We start from the raw sequence: 20,557 nt of genomic DNA on the forward strand, positions 1-20,557 counted from the left end.
TGCACTAATCGGCCGCTCTGTGGCCAGCGAGTATCTTGCTTAGCGTCACCGCATCTTCCCCAAACTGGCCGATGTCATCACCCCCGACGAATTCCAGCATAGCATAGGCCGGTTTCGTCCATTCGCTCTCCGGCAATGCATCCACGCACGTCCGCCAATAGTCCGCACGTTCGCGAAGCGGCAGGCGGCTGGCGTCGGCGAGCCAGGCGAAAACATGCAGGTGGCAGATGCGTGGGCCGAGGGCGGATATTTCCGTCAGTGCGTTCTTCAGCGGCAGGCCGGGGGCGGGTTGCCAGTAGAAAAAGAGGTTGGGCATTGGCAAATCCTGCATGAGTTGCAGGGCCGAGGGCAGGGTGTCTGTCAGCGAATTGGGGTGGTATTCGAGGCCGATCGTCATGCCGTAGTCTTCCGCCCCGCGGGCGATGGACGCCAGCGCCTCCGTTGCTGCGCGGCGTTCCGCGGGAGAGTAATCCGTGGAAGGGCGTTTGCGGCTGCCGGGCCAGATGCGGATATGGCCGGTGCCGAGCGCCTTTGCTGTTTCCAGCACGGCGGTCATGTCCTCGGGCGAAAAATCGGGTGCGAAAATGTAGGAGCCGTAGGAAGACACGGTGAGGCCCGCTTTCGCCGTCCGTTCGGCGACATGCCTTGCATTGGCAAGGTCGCCGGTCGGCACATGGATATCCGCACCCCATTCGATTGCCCTGACGCCATTTGCGGCGGCAAGGTCGATGACGGCCTGCACCGGCAGGGAGCGGAAGGTGACGGAGCAGAGGCCCGGCTCAAACATTCTCATGCGATCAGTTCCAGATGTTCAGGACGCACCTGCTGTTGCAGAGGTGCTTGGCGGCAGAAGCGTTCGATTTCGGCAATCGCCATGTCGCCGAGCCTTGCACGTTCAAGGCCGGTGGCGCCGGCGATGTGCGGCGTCAGAAAGACGTTCGGCAGGCTGTAGAAGGGTGAATCGGGTGGCGGCACTTCCGGGTCGGTTACGTCGATGACGGCTTCGATGCGTCCGGTTTTCAGTTCGGCCAGAAGCGCGTCTTCATCCACCAGCGCGCCGCGCGCCGTATTGATCAGGGTTGCGCCGTTCTTCATGCGGGCAAGCGCGTCCGCGCCGATCATGTGCCGTGTCTGCGGCAGGGAGGGTGCATGCAGGGAAATGACATCGCTCACTGCCATCAGTTCCTCGAGCGAGACAAGACGCACACCGAGCTTTTGCGCCTCTGCAACGCTCAGGAGCGGATCGAAAAGGATGAGGTTGAGATCGAACGGTTGCAACAGATTGATGACGCGGCGTCCGATCCGCGATGCGCCGACGACGCCGACCGTCAGGCCGAGATTGCCGATGGCCTGCGCCTGTAGTCGCTCGACAGGCGCGCGGTCGCGATGCTCCAGATAAAGACGTCGGAAGCCGAAAGTACGCTTACCGGCCAAAAGGATCATTGCCAGCGAAAATTCGGCCACCGGCTGCGCATTCGCTTCCGCCGCGCTGCACACGGTAATGCCACGATCAAAAACCGCTTGCGACAGGAAATATTTGACCGTGCCGGCGGCATGGGAGATCAGGCTGAGACGCGGCATCAGGGCCAGTTCCCGCGCGCCGATATCCGGACAGCCCCAGCCGGTTAAGAGAATATCCGTCCGCGCCAGCTGCTCTTTCACTGAAGCGGCGTGGAAATCGCAGATTCGCCCTGCGTCGAGAATCTCGACGCTCTGCGACAGCCTTTCAAGAGCCTGCGGTGTCAGCACATGCTGCGTTCGCTCCGGGTCCATGACGAGGCTGAGACGCGGAAGCGGGCTCGTCATTGCGGCTCTCCCGTTGCCGCCATGCTGCTGACCGGAACGCCCTGTTCCGCAAACAGGCGGTCGAGCGCATCAATATCCGGAAGTGCCGGAACCGTCGCCAGTGCTTTTTCGCTTTCTGGCCCGGCCACCCCCGCAAAGACCGCGCAGGCAAGCAGGGTTTCGCCCGCCGAAATCTCGCCCCGCAATTGCGGCACCGTGGTCTTGGCGTTGATGAGATTGGTGTTGGGCAGCGCCTTCAGCGCCACGCCGTGACGGGTTATGCTGGAGCCGAGATCGATGATGGCGGATATGTCGGCGCCGCAATCGGCTGTCGCCCGGCCCGCCTCTTCGCTCACGGCATCACGGTCGCCGTCGTTGCGGCTGATGGCGAAGCCGCCTTCGGTTACCGAAAGGGGGCGGGTCGACCTGATCCGGTGCAGCCTGATATGCCAGTCGCCAGCCGCAACCTGCGTCGTTTCAACCGCCACATCCGGGAACGGCTTCCACGTTGCTCGCAGGCTTGCCCCGGCCAGCAGAACCTTCTCGTTGGTCTCGCGCACGCGGTAATGCAGGCCGTCTTCGGAAAAGGCCAGCATGTTGTCGAAACCGTTGGTCTTGAAACCACGCTCGTCCACTTCCACGCCGAAACCGTAACGGGAGGAATAGGCGAATTTGGCATATTTTTCCGGCCCGCCACGCATGGAAAGGTTTTCCTGGCCGCTGGAAAGCGCCGTGACATTGCCTGTCGCCCGCATCATCACCATGCCGGGATGAACGAGCGGCCTTGGTCTTGCGGATGTGTCAGGCTGTTTTTCCTCCGCCTGCCAGAAGGGGTGGCTTTCCGGCAGGGCCAGCGGCAGAAAGGCCTTGAAGGCCCAGTAGGGCGAACCCGCCGAATTATAGCTTTCGGACATGGTAAGCTGCGGATAGGCGTAACCGATGGAGAGCACGCCGTCGCGGTCGGCAATCGGCTTTTTCGCCCACCAGCGCAGATGCTGCAGATAAAGCCCCTTGATCTCTCCCCAGGGCAGCGCCTCCTCATCCGCAAAGGCCAGACCTGCCCAGAAGCCGCCGCAGGCGAAGCGGTAGGTCATGGAGCGCCCGAAGGCGAGGGTGCCGCCATCCTCATCGAACCAGCTGGCGAAATCGCCGGCGAAGAGGCGAGCGCGCTCGCGGTAGCGTTCGGCATAGGCATCATCAGGCTTGCTGAGCTTCGCGTAGATCAGGCCGTAAAAATGCATGGCGAAGGCGATGTAATGGTCTATGCGGCGATAATTGCCGTCACGATACCAGCCGTCGGCGATATAAAACTCGTCCAGTTCCTTCTGGAATGTCTCGGTCAGGCTGCGATCGAATTCGATGCCGAGGTGATCAAGCGCCATATCGACCATCACCCGGAAAAACTTCCAGTTATTATCGGCGTAATTGCGCTCGCGCGCCGTCAGCAGATAACGCCGCACATTGTCCTTCTGCGCATCGGACAGCGGTTCCCACAGGCGCTGCGGCGCAAGCCGCAGCGCAAACCCGATTGCGGCAAGCTCCACCAGCCGCTGGTCTTTCTGGCGCACGTCGCCCCAATATTCGGGATGGGAAGGATCGGTGCCGTTGGCTATTCCCCGTGCCAGAAGCGGCCAATGGTCGAAATGATCGCCACTGAGCGCAAGCGGTGCGATGCCCCAGAGCGGCCGGGCGAAACCTTCCAGATCGGCCGCCGCCCGGTCGAAATGCGCGGCAGCCCCGCTGAGCGTCACTCTCGCGCCGCCCGGCGAAAAATAGGCAAGAAGCGGCGCGAAACTGTCATCCAGCGCCCGCCGGACATCGGCGCGGCTTTTGAGCGGATTGCCGTGCAGCGGATTAAACCTGGCCATATTTACCTTGGTCATGGTGTCATGCATCGCGTGTCGCCTTTCCCGTCTTTTTCGCCTTGCCGGCCGTCTGTCCTTCCACCAGCTGCACGCCAAGCTGCACCTGGCGGGCATTGGCGGAAGGTTCAGTCAGCCGGCGGCGCATCAGTTCCACCGCCTCGCGGGCGATTTCGCGCCGGTCGACCCGGATCGTGCTGAGACGGGGCGTGGAAAGTTCGGCAAAGGGCAGGTCGTCGAAGCCGATGATGGAAAGATCGTCCGGTACGCCGAGGCCAAGCTCCTGCGCTGCCCCCAGCGCACCGAGCGCAATCGCGTCATTCATGCAGAAAATACCGGTGAGTTCAGGGTTTTTGGCCAATAGCTGACGAACCGCATCGCCCGCTTGCCCGAAACCGCTATCCGCCGTCGAAAGCAGAAACTCGTCATAGGTCGCTCCCTCTTCCTCGAGGATCGTGTGGCGAAAGCCGCGCATACGTTCTCTTATGGTGTGGCGATGATGCGGGCCGATATAGGCGACCTTACGGTGGCCGAGTTCCAGAAGCCGCCGCGCCGCCATCGCGCCGCCATAAAAATTGGAAGGCGAGACGCAATCCAGCATCATCGAGGGATCGGCGCTATTGACCAGAACCGGTTGCAGCACACCCTGCGTGATGCGGTGGATGATTTCATCCTCGGGATCGAGACCGATGGCGAGAAGACCGTCCACCTCGCAGACCCGCTGCGTCAGGGCGTCGTCGATCTGCTTCTGGTGCAAAAGCCTGATATCGAGTTCGAAACCATCCGTCTGGGCAAGGCTGCGCAGCATGTCGAAAATATCGTGATAAAAAGCGCCGATATCGCCAGTCGCCCTTTCGGCGGACATGAGGGCAAGGATTTTCTTGCCCTCCAGCGGCACACCGCCGGCTTGGGTTGTGGCCGGCCGCAATGGATAACCAAGCTCCGCCGCTACCCCCAGAACCTTGGTCTGGATGGATGCGCTGATACCCTTTTCCCCTGCGAGAACCCGCGAGACGGTGCTGATGGAAACGCCGGCGCGCTGGGCGATATCCGACTGGCGCGGGCGGCTGATGTCGGGCGTATCGTTCATATCGTCTCCTGCGCTTGCAAAAAAATCTAATATGATGCAAATATTGCAAACTAAGAAAATTTGCAAGAATTTAAGTGGTCAGTAAAAAATTTGCAAACGCGGGAGGAGCAGATGCAAACTATCGACAGACGTGGATTTTTGGTGACGGCGGCGCTGGCCGGTCTCGGCGTGGCGGCGGGCGGTTTTCGCGCGGCCGCGGCCGAAACCCGGCTTCGCTGCGTATGGTGGGGATCTGCCGACCGCAGCAAGCGCACCAACGACGTGATCGCCCTTTACCAGAAGGCGAACCCGCAGACGGAGATCAGCGGTGAGATGATCGCCGGTTCCGATTACTGGACCAAGCTCGCGACATCGATGGCGGGACGGAACGTCGCCGACATCTTCCAGCTAGAACCTTCCACCATTGCCGATTATTCCGGCCGTGGCGCCTGCATGGAGCTGGACCAGTTCGTCGGCAAGTCGCTTGATCTTTCCACCTTCGGTAAAAGCGAAGTCGATCTCTGCCGTATCGATGGCAAGCTTTACGGCGTCGGCCTCGGGCTGAATTCCTTCTGCATGATGTATGACGCCGATACGCTGAAGGAAGCCGGCGTTTCCGTGCCGCAGGACCAGATCACCTGGAAGGCGCTGGCGGAACTGGCGCGCGATTTCAAGAAGAACGGCCCGGCAAAACGGAACTATTGGGCGGTGCCTTATGGTGCGCGTTATCACTATGTTTTCGATGTCTGGCTGCGCCAGCGCGGCAAGCTTCTGTTTCAGGACGGCACCATCGGCTTCAACAAGGAAGATGCGAAGGAATGGTTCGCCTATTGGGAGGACCTGCGCGAGAACAAGCTCTGCGTTTCCGCCGATATCCAGACGCGTGACGACAATACCATCGAATCCAACGCCCTGACGCTTGGCAATTCGGCCATTGGTTTTGCCTATTCCAACCAGCTTGTCGGTTATCAGAAGCTCAATAAACAGACGCTGTCCATCGGCATGCTGCCGGGTGAGGGGGCGGGCAAGCCGACCGGGCATTATTACCGGCCTGGCCTCATCTGGTCCATCTCGTCCACCTCGACCAATGCGGAAGCGGCGGCGAAATTCATCAACTTCTTCGTCAATGATCTGGAAGCGGGCAAGGTGCTCGGCGTCGAGCGTGGCGTGCCGCCGGCCAAGGTCGTGCGCGAGGCATTGTTGCCAAGCCTCAACGAGACCGAGCGCAAGACGGTGGATTATATCGAAAGCCTGTCGGGCAAGCTCGATTCCTATCCGGAGCCCGCCCCGATCGGCGCCAACGAGTTTGACCGTGGCGTGATGCGTCCCATCGCCGATTCGCTCGCCTTCGGCCGCGCCAGCGTGGATGAAGCGGCGCAAAACCTCGTCGACACCGGCACGCGGACCCTGCGCAAGCGCGGCTGACGACGAAACGGGCGCCGCCACACGGAATCGAAGCCGTGTGGCGGTGCTTTTTATGAAGTGCCTGAGATAAATGGCGCTTCACGCCGTTCAAAATGGTCTGTACGACAAACAGTACTGGACAAGTATATGGCATTTAAGCCAGAAATTCTGATCTGGATCGATAAATCTGAAGATTAGAATATGGCGCCCAATTTCCTTCTCGTTGATGCTGAAAAAGAGTTCGATGTCCTGAAAGCGGCGGCGTCGCTGATCCGCGTGCAGATATTGAAGCTGCTGCACGAGGCGAGCGGCCTCAATGTCAACGAAATTGCGCAGAGGCTGGATTTGCCGCAGTCCACAGTTTCCGCCGGCGTGGCCGTTCTCGAGGAGGCGGGGCTGCTGCGAACCGAGACGCGCAAGGCGCGCAAGGGCAACCAGAAAATCTGCTTCGCCACCTGTGACGAACTCATCGTTTCCTTCCGCAAACCCGAGGCTCCGGCAGCATCAAATTACATCGCGGTCGCCATGCCGCTCGGCCTTTATACCCAGAGTTCGGTCACCGCGCCCTGCGGTATCTGCTCGCCGGAGGGCATTATCGGCCTTCTTGATGTGCCCGATACTTTCATGGATCCAGACCGGATGAAGACGGCGCTGCTGTGGCTGACATCGGGCTTCGTGGAGTATCAATTCCCCAATAATGCCAAGATTCAGGGGCGGAGCGTCGAGGAAATAGAGTTTTCGATGGAGGTTAGTTCCGAGGTGCCGGGAACGCACAGCGACTGGCCCTCGGACATTACGCTGTCCGTCAACGGCAGGGAAATCGGTGTCTGGACATCGCCCGGGGACTTCGGCGACAAGCGGGGCGTGTTTACGCCTGACTGGTGGAAGCTTTCCGGTTCCCAATACGGCATGCTCAAGACCTGGCGCATCACCGCGCAGGGAACCTATGTCGACGGAACCCGGATTTCGGATGTGACGCTCGCAGATATTGATCTCGCCAGCCACCGCTCCATCCGGTTGCGCATCGAGGTCAAGGCCGATGCAAAACATCCGGGCGGGCTGAATATCTTTGGCCGCGGCTTCGGAAATTACGATCAGGACATCGTCCTGCGCCTGCGCACCGCTGACTGATCCAGCCAATTTTCAAAAGTATGATTTTCGCGGTTGACAGGCGCGGATTCCCTCGGCAACTATATTATCAAACATGGTTCATATCATATTTTGAGATATAAATGCGCAGGGAGGAGAGCCTATGAAAGCGCGGGTTTCAGTCCACCGGGACTTCCGGATTGGGCGTATCGACGATCGTCTGTATTCCGCCTTCATCGAGCATATGGGGCGTGCGATTTATGGCGGGATTTATGAGCCCGGCCATCCGCAGGCGGATGCAAACGGCTTTCGCCAGGACGTTCTGAAATTTGTTCAGGACCTGAAAATTCCGGCCATCCGTTATCCCGGCGGCAACTTCGTTTCGGCCTATCGCTGGGAAGACGGCATCGGGCCGCGCGACCAGCGCCCGATCCGTCTTGACCTCGCATGGCGCTCCAAGGAAACCAACCAGATCGGCATCAACGAGTTCGCCGACTGGGCGCAGATGGCCGGTATCGAGATGATGCTTGCCGTCAATCTCGGCTCCCGTGGTCTGGATGACGCCCGCAACTTCCTCGAATATGTGAATTTTCCGGGCGGCACCGCGCTGAGCGATCTGCGCCGCAGCCACGGCACGGAAAAACCCCACGGCGTGAAAATGTGGTGCCTTGGCAACGAGATGGACGGCCCCTGGCAGATCGGCCACAAAACCGCGGTGGAATATGGCCGCCTGGCGAACGAGACGGCCAAGGCCTTCAAGGGTTTCGATCCGACGATTGAAGCGATTGTCTGCGGCAGCTCCAATGACGGCATGCCGACCTATCCCGAATGGGAGCGCGAGGTGCTGGAGGAGTGCTATGAGAATGTCGACCACATCTCGCTGCACAAATATTTCGGCAATAACAGCCGCGACACGCTGAATTATTTCGGCAAGATCGAGGAAACTGGGCGTTACATCCAGACCATCGCCGGCGTCATCGATTATGTGAAGGCGAAGAAGCGCGCCAAGAACGATGTTTCCATCTGCTTCGACGAATGGAACGTCTGGTATCACATCCGCGAAGAAGACGGCAAACGCATCAAGAGCTGGGACTGGCCGGAAGCGCCCGCACTTCTGGAAGAGACATACAACTTCGAAGATGCGCTTTTTGTCGCCGGCCTGCTCAACGAGTTCATCCGCCGTTCGGACCGCGTGCGCATCGCCTGCATCGCCCAGCTCGTCAATGTCATCGCCCCCATCCGGGCGGAAAAGAACGGGCCGGCCTGGCGTCAGACGATCTATTATCCCTATCAGTTCGCCTCGCTTTATGGCCGTGGTGTTGCGCTGAACGTTGCGGTCGATTGCCCGACTTATGATTGCAACGCGGCCGATGACGTCAAATATCTGGATGTCGCCGGTGTCTATGACGAGGCGGAAGGCATGGTGACGCTGTTCGTGCTCAATCGTCATCTGACCGAGGCGGCAGAGGTCAATGTCAGCCTCACCGGCTTCTCCTCCGCCACGCTCGATTTGCATCTGGCCATGGCGGGCTATGACCTGCGTGTCGGCAACGGCCCGGATCAGCCGGATCGCGTCGTGCCGGTGCAAGGCAGCGGCGTCGGTGTCGAGGACGGGGCGCTGAAGGGTTCCGTTCCGGCGCTGTCATACCATGTGCTGCGGCTGAAGGTTCAGTGAGGCGGCCATGGGTGTCCGTCTCAACAATATCGCCAAGTCCTTCGGCTCCTTCGCTGCGATCCGGGATGTCTCGATGGAAATCCCGACCGGCAGTTTTGCGGTCTTCGTCGGGCCTTCCGGCTGCGGCAAATCCACATTGCTGCGCATGATCGCTGGTCTTGAGGAGACCAGCGGCGGCCATATCGCCATCGACGACCGTGATGTCACGGCCGTCGAACCGGCCGATCGCGGTGTCGCGATGGTGTTCCAGAACTATGCGCTTTATCCGCATCTCAGCGTGTTCGAGAACATGGCCTTCAGCCTGCGTCTCGCGCGCCGCCCGAAAGCGGAGGTGAATGAGAGAGTGGGCGAGGCTGCCCGCATCCTGCAGCTTGAAGACCACCTGCATAAAAAGCCGTCGCAGCTTTCCGGCGGCCAGCGGCAGCGCGTGGCGATAGGCCGCGCGATCGTCCGCCAGCCGAAGGTCTTCCTGTTCGATGAGCCGCTTTCGAACCTCGATGCGGAGCTGCGTGTCCAGATGCGTCTGGAGCTGACACGGCTTCATCGCAAGCTCGGCGCCACGATGATCTATGTCACGCATGACCAGGTGGAGGCCATGACGCTTGCGGACAAGATTTTCGTGCTGAAGGGCGGCGTGGTGCAACAGGCGGGTGCGCCGCTTACCCTTTATGACGATCCGGATAACCGCTTCGTGGCGGGTTTCATCGGCTCGCCGGCGATGAACTTCCTGCAGGCGGAAATTGTCGAGCAGGCAAACGGCGTCGTGACGCTTTCGCTCGATGGCGGCCAGAGACATCTCGAAGCGCGGCTTTCACAGCCTGTTTCCACCGGCCAGCGGGTCGAAATCGGCGTTCGGCCGGAACATCTGATGATTTCGCAAGATGGCGCCCTGCCTGTCAATGTCGAGGTGGCGGAGGAGTTGGGTGATGTCTCCTACCTCTATACTCGCGCGCTGTCCGGCAAGGAAATCATCGTGCAACGTCAGGGATCGCGCGAAAGTCTGGACGGCCGGTCCGTGTCGCTGAGCGCTGCGCCCGACCATATTCTGGTTTTCGACACGGACGGCAAAAGGTTGCGATAGGCGCGAGGAGGCGTCTTTCGATGCAGCAGACCGCCTCTTCAAGGGGTGTTTCCACATAAACGGGAGGAGTGAACGATGCGATTGATCAAGACATTGCTTGTTGGCACGGTTCTGGGTTTGACCGCCCTGCCGGCGCTGGCCAAACAGGATATCGTCTGGTGGGACTTTCTGTCCGGCGGTGACGGCGTGCGCATGAAGGCGCTGATCGATGCCTTCAACAAGGAGCACCCGGATATCCAGGTCAAGGGGACGACGCTGGAATGGGGCGTTCCCTTCTATACCAAGGTGCGGACCGCCTCTGCCGTCGGGGAAGGGCCTGATGTCATGACCTATCACCTGTCGCGTGCGCCGCTCGCCCTGCAGGAAAAGGTGCTGAGCGAGATTACCGACAAGGATCTTGAGGAGGCCGGACTAAAGAAAGAAGATTTCTTCAGCGCACCGCTTGAAGCGGCCACCCATGACGGCAAGCTTTATGCCGTGCCGTTCGATATTCACGCGCTTGTTCTTTATTACAATGCCGATCTCCTGAAAGGCTCGCCCTATCTCGATGCCGAAGGCAAATTGACCGGCATCCAGACGATGGATGATTTCGAAAAGGCGCTGGCCTGGGCGAAAGAAAAGGGCGTTGAAACGCCGGTCACCTATCAGTCCGGCGGCGAAGCCGGTGTCTGGCGCGTCTTTTACACCCTGTTCTCGCAGCAGGGCGGCGAACTCGTCACCAATGGCGAGGTTCTGGCCGGCGACAATGCCGAGAAGGCCGCCAAGGCAATCGACACCATGTCGAAATGGCGCGAAAACGGTTGGGCGCCGGAACAGGCAGAGTATCCTGCCTCCGTCGCGCTCTTCTCCGCCGGAAAATCCGCCTTCCAGCTGAACGGCGTATGGGAAGTGCCGACCTACAAGGACCTGGAGAAAAACGGCAAGCTGGGCTTCAAGTGGAGTGCGGTCGAGGTTCCGCCCTTCATGGGCAAGCGCGCCACCTGGGCGGATTCGCACGCCTTTGCCATCCCCAACCAGGGTGACAAGACCGTTTCCGGCGAGAAACGCGCCGCCGTGATGAAGGTGATCGGCTGGATGGAAAAACACGCCATCAGCTGGGCCGATGCCGGCCACATCCCGGCCTATAAATCGATCACCGAAGGTAGCGAATACAAGGCGATGCAGCCGAACGCCACCTATGCATCGCTGGCGGAAGCGGCGGTGTTCGATCCGAAGACGACGATCACCGGTGTGGCCTCGCCCGCCTATGATGCAGCTCTCAACGTCATCGCGCCGGCCATTCAGGGCTTCATGAGCGGCACGGATGCGGTGGAGCAGATCAAGGAAGAGCTGCAAAGCAAGCTGAAGTAACAGAACCTGCCCTCCGGTTTCTGGCCGGAGGGCAGCACACAATGCAAGGTCCCGGAGACACTCCATGGCTATGATTGAAAACCGGCGCAAGAAATCGCTGATCGCGCTGTCGATGGTGACGCCGTTCATCGTGGTCTTCGTCACATTCTTCCTTTACCCGCTGATCGAGATGGTGCGCATCAGTTTCACCGATGCGCCGCTGATCGGCGACGGTGACTGGGTGGGGTTTGCGAACTACGCAAAGCTGCTGAGCGACCGCCTCTTCGTCACGTCGCTGAAAAACAACGGCTATTTCGTGCTTCTGACCGTCGTGCCGACGACCGTCATCGCCCTGATGATCGCTCTCGCCGTCAGCCGCCTTTCGGGCGTGAAGCAGACGATTGCCATGAGCCTGTTTTTCCTGCCCTATGTGCTGCCGGTTTCGGTCGTCACGGAAATCTGGGCGTGGATGCTCGATCTGCAGTTCGGCATTCTCCAGCCGGTGATTTCGCTGATTGCCGGCAAACCGGTCGCGGTTTTCAAGAATCCCTACTGGGTCATGCCGATGGTCGCCGTCGTCACCATCTGGTGGACGAACGGTTTCAACGTGCTGCTGTTCATCGCCGGTTTGCGCAATATTCCGGCGGAGCTTTATGAGGCGGCCTCACTTGACGGCGCAACGACGTGGCAGCGCTTCTGGCGGGTGACTTGGCCGCTTCTCTGGCCGGTCACGGCGCTTATTCTCACATTGCAATTGATCCTGCAGCTGAAGATATTCGACCAGATCTATCTCCTGAGCGGCGGCGGGCCCTTCAATTCCAGCTTCGTGCTGCTGCTCAAGGTCTATCGCGAGGCGTTCCAGCTGAACAATGGCGGTTACGCCTCCGCCGTGGCCACCGTGCTCTTCCTGCTGATCGTCACCGTTTCCATTCTCCAGTTCCAGTTGCTGCGCATCCGGAGGAACTCATGAGCTTCACGAAAAGACTAGAAAATGTCGTTCTGACCCTGCTGACATTTTCGGCGGCGCTCGTTTGGATATTTCCGCTCTATTGGGGTTTCGTGACGTCGCTACGTTCGGACAATAATGTTGCCGGCAACATGTCGCTGCTGCCAGATGAGTTTCAGCTGGGGGCTTATGTGAACGCGCTCTTCAACACGCGGCTGTTGACCTGGTACGCAAATTCAATCGGCACCGCCGCAATCGTCACGGTCTCCGTGCTGCTGATTTCGATGCTGTGCGCCTATGCCCTGTCGCAGATCCGCTTTCCGGGACGGCGTCTGCTTTATGGCGTCGTGCTTGCGAGCTTCATGGTGCCGGCGCAGACGCTCGTCGTCACTCAGTTCATTCTGATGAAGAACCTCAACCTCATCAACACCTGGGCGGGCATCATCCTGCCGCAGCTCATCACGCCCATCGTCATCATCGTTTATAAGCAGTTCTTCGACAGCGTGCCGAAGGAGATGCGCGAAGCGGTGGTTCTGGATGGCGGCGGCGAATATACCATCCTGTTCAAGGTCTATCTGCCGCTGAACTGGGGGATCACCACCGCCATGGCGATCGTGACTTTCATCACGGTGTGGAACGCCTTCTTCTGGCCGTTCCTGGTCGTCACCTCTGAAAACATGATGACGATCCCCGTCGGCATCACCCAGGTCAACGACACTTTCGGCATTGTTTATGCGCGCCTGATGGCCATCGCCATGCTGGCGGCGCTGCCGGTCATCATCGCCTATGTCATCTTTCAGCGGCGCGTGACGGAAGCGATCATGATCTCGTCCGGTGTGAAAGGGTGAGGGCGGCGCTGCTTAGATGACGTGGGCATTGTGCAGGGCGGTCAGCACCTCGTTCTTGAGGTGTGCGAGTTCAGGAGATCGCCGGTCGCGCGGGCGCGGCACATCCACCTCTATCCGCTGCTGGATACGGCCATCATGGGCGCCCATCATGTAGATCCGGTCGCCGAGATAGAGCGCCTCGTCGATATCGTGGGTGACGAGCAGGAAGGAAATGCCGCGCTGTTCGATGAGCTTCAGCACAAGGTCCTGCAACTTCATACGGGTGAAGGCATCGACCGCACTGAAAGGTTCATCGAGCAGCAGAATGCGCGGCTCGGTATAGAGCGCCCTTGCGATCGCCACGCGTTGCGCCATGCCGCCCGAAAGGGCCTTCGGCAGCGCGCCGCCGTGGCCGCTCAAACCGACATCGTCAATCAACCCCTTCACGCGCTCGACATCATATTTCCTTCCGGCCGCATAACCGATGTTTTCGGCAACCGTCAGCCAGGGCATCAGGCGGGGCTCCTGAAAGACAAAGGCGATGGGCGGTGAGTCCGATGCCTTTTCCTCGTCCTGCTGAATTCTGACAGCGCCTGAAAAACGCCGGTCTAGGCCGGCGGCGATGCGCAGCAGCGTGCTCTTTCCGCAGCCGCTGGGGCCAAGGAGAACCGCCGCTTCGCCATCACCCAGCGTGAGCTGGATATCCTGAAGGATCACTGTGTCGCCGAAAGCCTTTTCGCGCACATCGACATTGAGCAAACTCATCGCAGGCGTCCTTCCTGCTGAAGGGGATAGGTGTCGCGCCAGCGCAGGCAGCGGTCTTCGACGATCTTGAAGAGGCTGTCGGAAATCTTGCCCAGCACCGCAAGGCAGATGATGGCGATCATGACGAGATCAGGTCGGGAAAGCTCCCGTCCGTCGGAAAGCATGTAGCCGATACCTTCTGACGCGGCCAGAAGTTCGGCCGCAACGACACTCAGCCAGGCAAGCGACAGCCCGTAACGCAGGCCCGTGAAGAGATGCGGCAGCGAGGCGGGAATGAAAATCCGCCAAACCAGCACGGGCAGCGGCTGACGATACATCTCGCCCACCTCCACCAGCTTGCGGTCGACATTTCGGATGCCCGAGAAGAGATTGAGATAAACCGGAAAAAACGCGCTTTTGGCGATCAGCACGATTTTCGAGGTTTCGCCGATGCCGAACCAGATCATCAGCAGCGGCACCCATGCAAGGCTTGGGACCGCCCGCAGCGCCTGAAATGTCGGCTCGAGATAACGTTCGGCGGCAATCACCAGGCCAACGAGCGAACCGACGATGATGGCGAGCAGGGAGCCGATGACGAAGCCGACAAAGACGCGCGCGGTACTGGCCGCGACATTCGTCCACAAGGGGCCTTCCGCAAGTCGCAGGAAAGTGTCGTAAAGTTCGGAGGGCGGCGGCAGCACATAGGGGCTGACCCAGCCGAGGCGAACGAAAAGCTCAAGCAGCAGCAATGATCCGACCGGCACGATTGCGCCGCGCAGATCAAAGCGGCCAAGGAAATTCCCCACCCTTTGCACAAGCGGCAATCGGGAAGGGAACTGTTTCGCAGTCTGTTTCACGCGCTGGAATTCGCGCGGATGGGAATTCATGCGCCGAGTGCCTTTTTCGCCGGCGCCGGATCGATCAGCGATGACAGGACAGTGTCGACATTGACGCCCGGGCGCAGAACGTCGTCGCCCAGGAGTGGTGTGACGATGCGGATCGAGTTCAGCAATTCCTCACCGGGAACGGGATCCTTCCAGTCGCGCTTTTCGATCGTCAGCTTAGTGATCTTGGGATCGTTGCCGGTGACCTGCGTGACAAAATCGATGAATTCGCCGTTGTTTTCACGGATCCATTTCTGCGTCTGCACCCAGACGCCAAGAAGCCTGTCGACCGCTTTCGGGTGCTTCGCCAGAAACTCCTCGGAAACGCTGAAGACGCTGCCGTCGCGCCAGCTGCGCTCATCGAAAATCGCCCGGTCGCCCGCAAGCTCGGCCTGGGAGGTATGCGGATCGATGCCGACCCAGGCATCCACCTGACCCTGCTGAAGCGCGTTGAAACCTTCCGGATGCTGCAGGTTCACGACCTTGAGGTCATCGATGGACAGCTTGTTCTGGTCAAGCGCGCGGACGAGGGTGAAATAGGGCGCGGTGCCCTTGGTGACCGCAATGGTTTTGCCCTTGAGATCGGCGACGGTCTTGACCGGCGAGTCCGGGCGCACCTGAATGATGGAGGAACCGCCCCAGCTCGCCACATAGATAACCTTCAGCGGCACGCCGTTGGCGCGGGCGAGAAAGGCTGATAGTGCGGCCGAGCCGGCAAAATCCGTCGAGCCGACTTTCAGGAATTCGAGCGAATTGTTGCTGCCGCGGGATTGCACCCAGGTGATCTTGGTGCCGACATCCTTGAAAGCTTCCTCAAGCCAGCCCTTGTTCTTTATCAGCAGCGTGTGCGAGGAGTAAAACCCCCAGTCCAGCTTCAGCTCCGCAGGAAATTCCGGCGAACTCTGGGCCAGGGCATTGCCCGTGACAAGTGGTGCTGCGAGCGCGCCGGCAATGCCGAATTTGAGGATCTGGCGGCGGGAATGTTCGGCCTTCATGTTAATTCACCTAATTTATGTAATTTGTATACTTTAAGGGTATGGGCGGGTGTTTTTGAGGTCAATCCGCCGTTCTGGAACCCCATGCCAAACTTTGCGACCGGCGTGGAAAATCTCCCTACCGCGAGCGGGATCGGCGCGACGGCGCGTTATTCAGGGAAAAAACGATTGGCCGGCCGTTGCAGACCAAGATGGTCGCGCAATGTCGGCCCCTCATAGTCCTTGCGGAACAGCCCGCGCCTTTGCAGTTCCGGCACCACCTGCGTCGTGAAGCCGTCAAGGCCGGCAGGCAGGAAAGGGAAGGTGACATTGAAACCGTCCGAGCCCTCTTCGTGGAGCCATTGCTCCATTTCGTCGGCGATGGTCTTCGGCGTACCGACGAAGGCTAGACCCGCATAGCCGCCCAGCCGCTGGGCAAGCTGGCGCACCGTCAAGCCTTCGCTTCGGGCGAGCTCGATCACCCTTTCACGGCTGGATTTGCTGGCGTTCGTCTCGGGAATATCAGGCAGTGGGCCATCTGGATCGAAACCCGAAACATCATGGCCAAGCGCAATCGAAAGCGAGGCGACGGCGCTGTCATAGTGGACAAGGCTGTCGAGTTTGGTGCGTTTGGCCTTGGCCTCTTCCACACTTTCACCCACGAGAACGAAAGCGCCGGGCAGGATGACAATTCCGTCGCGGGAACGACCCGCTGCGACGGTCCTGTCCTTGACGTCCTTATAAAAGGCCTTTCCTGCCGCAAGCGTGGGTGTTGCGGCAAAAACGACCTCCGCGGTTTCGGCGGCAAGCTGACGTCCCGGCTCCGATGCGCCGGCCTGCACGATGACGGGCCAACCCTGCACCGGACGTGCGATGTTGAGCGGTCCGCGCACGGAAAATTCAGGTCCCTTGTGATCAAGCACATGCATTTTTTCCGGATCGAAGAACAGCCCGCTATCGACATCCCGGATAAAGGCGTCGTCCGAAAAGGAATCCCAGAGGCCGGTGACGACATCGTAAAATTCCCGCGCACGGCCATAGCGCTCGGCATGGTCAGGCTGCTCCTCGCGGCCGAAATTCCGGGCTGCGTCGGGATTTGACGTGGTGACGATGTTCCAGCCGGCGCGGCCGTTGCTGAGGTGATCGAGCGAGGCGAAACGCCGGGCCACATGATATGGCTCATCGAATGTGGTGGAGGCGGTGGCGACCAGCCCGATGCGGGAGGTGACGGCGGCAAGCGCCGAAAGCAGGGTGAAGGGCTCAAAGGAGGTGACGGTGTGGCTGCGGCGCAATGCCTCCGTGGGCATGTTCAACACCGCCAGATGATCCGCCATGAAGAATGCATCGAATTTCGCGGCCTCGAGCTGTTGTGCGAAACGCGCGAGATGGGCGAAATTGAAATTCGCATCCGGAAAGGCGCCCGGATAACGCCATGCACCCGTGTGGAGACTGACGGGCCGCATGAAGGCGCCGAGATGCAGTTTGCGATCATTTGCCATGGGATTCGCTTTCGTTGATGTTCTCGGCTTGCGCGGCGTATTGCTGATGGCTTTAAATGCAGACAGGCCTTTGCTCGTCGCGACGATATCCCTGCCGGAGGATCGACGCGGCAAAGACTATTCCGATTATGATTTCCGAACCGAAAGATTTTTGCTGAAATTCTGCATTTGGCGATGATCCCATGGCGACAGCCGCTCGGTCATCTTCGAAGTGTAACAGCGGAGCGGCCGCAGTAAGACGGATGGCGGCAACCATCTTTCTGATGAATAAGTTTTATTAAGTGTATAAAAATCAGAATATTGGCTGAATTTCCTGATGTAATTTATCTGGTTTGATCAGCCGTAAGGCGCCAAGATTACCTCGATGCAGGAGCCGGTGCGGACGGACTATCCAAATCCGCACCGGAGCATTTTGCGCGGCGCTTAAACCGCCAGCAGTTTCTCATTCCCGATACGGGTGGTTTCGATGGCGCCCTCCGTTTCGATACGCTTGCCGGTGGCGGGATCGAAGAAATGAAGGTGGGCGGTGGGGAAGTCCAGCTGGACGCGCTGGCCGGGTTTTACCGAGAGGTCTTCACCGATGGCGGCGGAGAAAGTCTCGCCGGCGATATTGGCATGGACGATGCGGCCGGAGCCCAGTTCTTCGACGAAATCCACGATAGCCGGTACGCCCGCGCCTTCCGTGCTGACCACGCATTGTTCCGGGCGGATGCCCACCGTCACGTCGCGGCCGCGCAGTTCCAGTGCGGTTTCGGGGAAGAGTTTCACCGGAGTGCCATCCAGCATCACGGCAGGGGATTCCACCTCCACCCTTGTGGCAAACAGGTTCATGGCCGGCGAGCCGATGAAGGACGCCACGAAGGTGCTGGCCGGGCGGTGATAGATATCCAGGGGATGGCCGACCTGCTCGACATTGCCCTTGTTCATCACCACCAGCCGGTCGGCCAGCGTCATGGCCTCCACCTGATCATGGGTGACGAAGACGGATGTGGCGGAGAGGCGCTGGTGCAGCTTGCGGATTTCCGCGCGCATGGTCACACGCAGCTTGGCGTCGAGGTTGGAGAGCGGCTCGTCGAAAAGAAACACGGCAGGTTCACGGATGATGGCGCGGGCCATGGCGACACGCTGGCGCTGGCCGCCGGAAAGGGCGGCCGGCTTGCGCTCCAGATAATCGGAAAGGCCGACGATCTTTGCGGTTTCCTCGATGCGGCGCTGGCGTTCGGCCTTGGGAACACCGGCAACCTTCAGCGCATAGCCGATATTGCCGGCCACCGACATATGCGGATAAAGCGCGTAATTCTGGAACACCATGGCGCAGCCGCGTTCACGCGGCTCCAGCGTGTTGACCACGCGGCCGCCAATGGCGATTTCGCCCGAGGTGATGTCCTCCAGACCGGCGATCATGCGCAGCAGCGTGGATTTGCCGCAGCCGGAGGGGCCGAGGATGACGACGAATTCGCCGGAGTCGAAAGAGAGGTCCACGCCGTGCAGGGTGGGCGTCTTGCCGTAGGATTTACGAACCTGACGAATATCGATCTGAGCCATGATAGAAAACCTTGTTGTTGAGAGCCGCGCTGTTACTTGTCGGACGAGACGAGGCCGCGGACGAACCAGCGTTGCAGGAAGGCCACGACGAGAAGCGGCGGCAGAATGATGATGAGGGAGCCAGCCAGCGTGACGTTCCAGTCCGGCGTGCCGTCATCGGCGGGCAAAAGCGCGCGGAGCGACATCATCACCGTCTTGTAGGACGGGTCCGTGACCATCAGGAGCGGCCAGAGATACTGGTTCCAGGCATAAACGAACATGATGGTGGTGAGCGCCAGCATGTTGGTGCGCGACAGCGGCAGCAGCATGTCCACGAAGAAACGCGCCGCGCCCGAACCGTCCATGCGCGCGGCCTCCGCCAGCTCGTCCGGTATCGTCATGAAGAACTGCCGGTAGAGAAAGGTGCCGGTTGCGGTGGCGATCAGTGGCAAAGTAAGGCCGGCATAGGAGTTGAGGAGGTTCCATTCCAGCGTGACCTCGATGCCGAACAGACCGAGAATCGAGCGGAACGGCTGGAAAAGATCGGCGGCGACCGAATAGGTCGGCACCACGCGCACTTCGAGCGGCAGCATCAGCGTGATGAACACCGTCCAGAAGAACAGGTGTTTGAGCGGCGAGCGGAAGAACACGATCGCAAAGGCGGTGAAGGCCGAAAGGGCTACCTTGCCGATGGTGACCAGCGTCGCCATGATGATGCTGTTGAGGAGGGCGTTGCCGAGATTGGCGCGTTGCCAGGCAGCCTGCGCATTGGTGAAGAATTCGCCCTGCGGCATGAAGCTGAAGGGGACGCTGTTGACCTGCTGGACCGTCTGGCTCGCGCCGGAAATAACAACGATGAAGGGGCCGATGAGCAGGAGGAGGCCGGCCGCCATGATCGCATAGGTCAGGGCGTCGGCGTAAGGGGTGCGCTGGATCATGGCCGCCTCACTTGTAATGGACTTGCCGCTCGACAAAGCGGAACTGGATGAAGGTGAAGACCATGATGAGGCCGATGAGGACGAGGCTCTGCGCCGAGGCGCCGGAATAGTTCAGCCCCTCGAAGGCTTCGCTGACGATGCGATAGACCATCACTTCGGTGGCGTGGTTGGGGCCGCCCTCGGTGGTGGAGGCGACGATGCCGAACGTATCGGCGCCGACGAAGCCCTCGGTCATCATGATCACGGTCAGGAAGAACAGGGTCGGCGCGAGCAGCGGCACCTGAATGTCGATGGCGCGGCGAATGGGCCCGGAGCCGTCCATGGCGGCGGCCTCCGTCAGCGAACGCGGCACGGATTGCAGGCCGGCGAACAGGAAGATGAAGGTGTAACCCGCCCATTTCCAGATGAAGATGACGATGACGAGGATGAGCGCGTGTTCGCCGTATTTGGCCGGGTTCCAGATATCCGGCCACCAGGAATTCAGCGATGCGGCGAGACCGCGTTCCGGCGACAGGATGAAGCGGAAGGCCATGCCGGCGGCGGGACCGGCAATCGCATAGGGCAGGATATAAAGCACCCGGAAAAAGCCGGAGCCGGGAAGCTGCCGGTCGACCGCAAGGGCGAGCACGAGGCCGATGAGGATCGCGAAAAACGGACCGGCGATCGCAAAGATCAGGCTCGTGAGGATCGATTGCCAATAAAGCGGATCGCCGAAGGTTTCCACGAAATTGGCCAGGCCGACAAATTCCGCCTGGCCGCCGAAGGGCGGCTCCAGGGTGAATGCCCAGTTCAGCACCGCCGCAACCGGCCAATAGAAGAACAGAAGGATGAGCAGGAACTGCGGCAGGGCGAAGAGCACAGGCAGCCACGTGCTTTTGAAGACGGTACGCTTTTCCATTGGAGTCCGGCAATGTTCGAGATTTCGGC

18 protein-coding genes are annotated in these 20,557 nt (G+C 60.0%); 7 read left to right on the forward strand and 11 right to left on the reverse strand.

The window, feature by feature from the left end; genetic code table 11:
- Positions 1-4: 4 nt before the first annotated feature.
- The 4 genes from WDZ78_RS20775 to WDZ78_RS20790 are packed head-to-tail and all read right to left on the reverse strand — an operon-like array spanning position 5 to position 4,737.
- Complete coding sequence (locus tag WDZ78_RS20775; RefSeq protein ID WP_425674097.1) at positions 5-793, reverse strand: sugar phosphate isomerase/epimerase family protein; 789 nt, start codon at positions 791-793, stop codon at positions 5-7.
- Complete coding sequence (locus WDZ78_RS20780; protein WP_425674098.1) at positions 790-1,806, reverse strand: hydroxyacid dehydrogenase; 1,017 nt, start codon at positions 1,804-1,806, stop codon at positions 790-792. Before WDZ78_RS20780 ends, WDZ78_RS20775 begins: the two co-directional genes overlap by 4 nt.
- Entirely contained in the window at positions 1,803-3,680 is a 1,878-nt protein-coding gene (locus tag WDZ78_RS20785) for a DUF2264 domain-containing protein (protein ID WP_026372431.1), read from the reverse strand. The genes WDZ78_RS20780 and WDZ78_RS20785 overlap by 4 nt, the downstream gene beginning before the upstream one ends.
- Complete coding sequence (locus WDZ78_RS20790; RefSeq protein ID WP_026372430.1) at positions 3,673-4,737, reverse strand: LacI family DNA-binding transcriptional regulator; 1,065 nt, start codon at positions 4,735-4,737, stop codon at positions 3,673-3,675. The genes WDZ78_RS20785 and WDZ78_RS20790 overlap by 8 nt, the downstream gene beginning before the upstream one ends.
- A gap of 111 nt (positions 4,738-4,848) precedes the next feature.
- On the opposite strand from WDZ78_RS20790, the gene WDZ78_RS20795 reads away from it, so the two are divergent.
- The 7 genes from WDZ78_RS20795 (at position 4,849) to WDZ78_RS20825 (ending at position 13,088) form a co-directional block, all read left to right on the forward strand.
- Positions 4,849-6,141: an ABC transporter substrate-binding protein gene (locus WDZ78_RS20795; protein ID WP_026372429.1), complete on the forward strand. Its 1,293-nt coding sequence runs from the start codon at positions 4,849-4,851 to the stop codon at positions 6,139-6,141.
- Between the two features lie 180 nt (positions 6,142-6,321).
- A complete protein-coding gene (locus tag WDZ78_RS20800) occupies positions 6,322-7,251 on the forward strand; it encodes an ArsR/SmtB family transcription factor (protein WP_020812829.1) in 930 nt (309 codons plus the stop codon).
- Positions 7,252-7,372: 121 nt separating this feature from the next.
- Positions 7,373-8,884, forward strand: a complete 1,512-nt coding sequence (locus tag WDZ78_RS20805) for an alpha-N-arabinofuranosidase (protein WP_026372428.1) — start codon at positions 7,373-7,375, stop codon at positions 8,882-8,884.
- Between the two features lie 7 nt (positions 8,885-8,891).
- Positions 8,892-9,965, forward strand: a complete 1,074-nt coding sequence (locus WDZ78_RS20810; protein WP_026372427.1) for an ABC transporter ATP-binding protein — start codon at positions 8,892-8,894, stop codon at positions 9,963-9,965.
- A gap of 75 nt (positions 9,966-10,040) precedes the next feature.
- On the forward strand, positions 10,041-11,315 hold the full coding sequence (locus WDZ78_RS20815; RefSeq protein ID WP_425674099.1) for an extracellular solute-binding protein: 1,275 nt from the start codon (positions 10,041-10,043) through the stop codon (positions 11,313-11,315).
- Between the two features lie 64 nt (positions 11,316-11,379).
- Positions 11,380-12,264 carry a carbohydrate ABC transporter permease gene (locus tag WDZ78_RS20820; protein ID WP_035213836.1) on the forward strand — a complete coding sequence of 295 codons (885 nt, stop codon included), beginning with the start codon at positions 11,380-11,382 and terminating at the stop codon, positions 12,262-12,264.
- On the forward strand, positions 12,261-13,088 hold the full coding sequence (locus WDZ78_RS20825; protein WP_425674101.1) for a carbohydrate ABC transporter permease: 828 nt from the start codon (positions 12,261-12,263) through the stop codon (positions 13,086-13,088). The genes WDZ78_RS20820 and WDZ78_RS20825 overlap by 4 nt, the downstream gene beginning before the upstream one ends.
- Before the next feature lie 12 nt (positions 13,089-13,100).
- Here the strand turns inward: WDZ78_RS20825 and WDZ78_RS20830 are convergent, their stop codons facing one another.
- The 7 genes from WDZ78_RS20830 to WDZ78_RS20860 form a co-directional block, all read right to left on the reverse strand.
- Positions 13,101-13,832 carry an ABC transporter ATP-binding protein gene (locus WDZ78_RS20830; RefSeq protein ID WP_020812834.1) on the reverse strand — a complete coding sequence of 244 codons (732 nt, stop codon included), beginning with the start codon at positions 13,830-13,832 and terminating at the stop codon, positions 13,101-13,103.
- Entirely contained in the window at positions 13,829-14,698 is an 870-nt protein-coding gene (locus tag WDZ78_RS20835) for an ABC transporter permease (protein ID WP_026372422.1), read from the reverse strand. The genes WDZ78_RS20830 and WDZ78_RS20835 overlap by 4 nt, the downstream gene beginning before the upstream one ends.
- Positions 14,695-15,690 (reverse strand): aliphatic sulfonate ABC transporter substrate-binding protein, encoded by a 996-nt coding sequence (locus tag WDZ78_RS20840; RefSeq protein WP_026372421.1) that lies wholly within the window; start codon positions 15,688-15,690, stop codon positions 14,695-14,697. Before WDZ78_RS20840 ends, WDZ78_RS20835 begins: the two co-directional genes overlap by 4 nt.
- Positions 15,691-15,839: 149 nt before the next feature.
- Entirely contained in the window at positions 15,840-17,168 is a 1,329-nt protein-coding gene (locus WDZ78_RS20845; RefSeq protein WP_425674103.1) for an LLM class flavin-dependent oxidoreductase, read from the reverse strand.
- 423 nt (positions 17,169-17,591) lie between these two features.
- A complete protein-coding gene (locus tag WDZ78_RS20850; protein WP_026372418.1) occupies positions 17,592-18,713 on the reverse strand; it encodes a sn-glycerol-3-phosphate import ATP-binding protein UgpC in 1,122 nt (373 codons plus the stop codon).
- A 32-nt stretch (positions 18,714-18,745) separates the two neighbouring features.
- Positions 18,746-19,630, reverse strand: coding sequence for an ABC transporter permease subunit (locus WDZ78_RS20855; protein WP_026372417.1), 885 nt, complete (start codon positions 19,628-19,630; stop codon positions 18,746-18,748).
- A gap of 7 nt (positions 19,631-19,637) precedes the next feature.
- Positions 19,638-20,528, reverse strand: coding sequence for a carbohydrate ABC transporter permease (locus WDZ78_RS20860; RefSeq protein ID WP_003508200.1), 891 nt, complete (start codon positions 20,526-20,528; stop codon positions 19,638-19,640).
- Positions 20,529-20,557 lie beyond the last annotated feature (29 nt).

This window comes from Agrobacterium sp. M50-1, assembly GCF_049843495.1.
In the GTDB taxonomy this organism is placed as follows: domain Bacteria; phylum Pseudomonadota; class Alphaproteobacteria; order Rhizobiales; family Rhizobiaceae; genus Agrobacterium; species Agrobacterium radiobacter.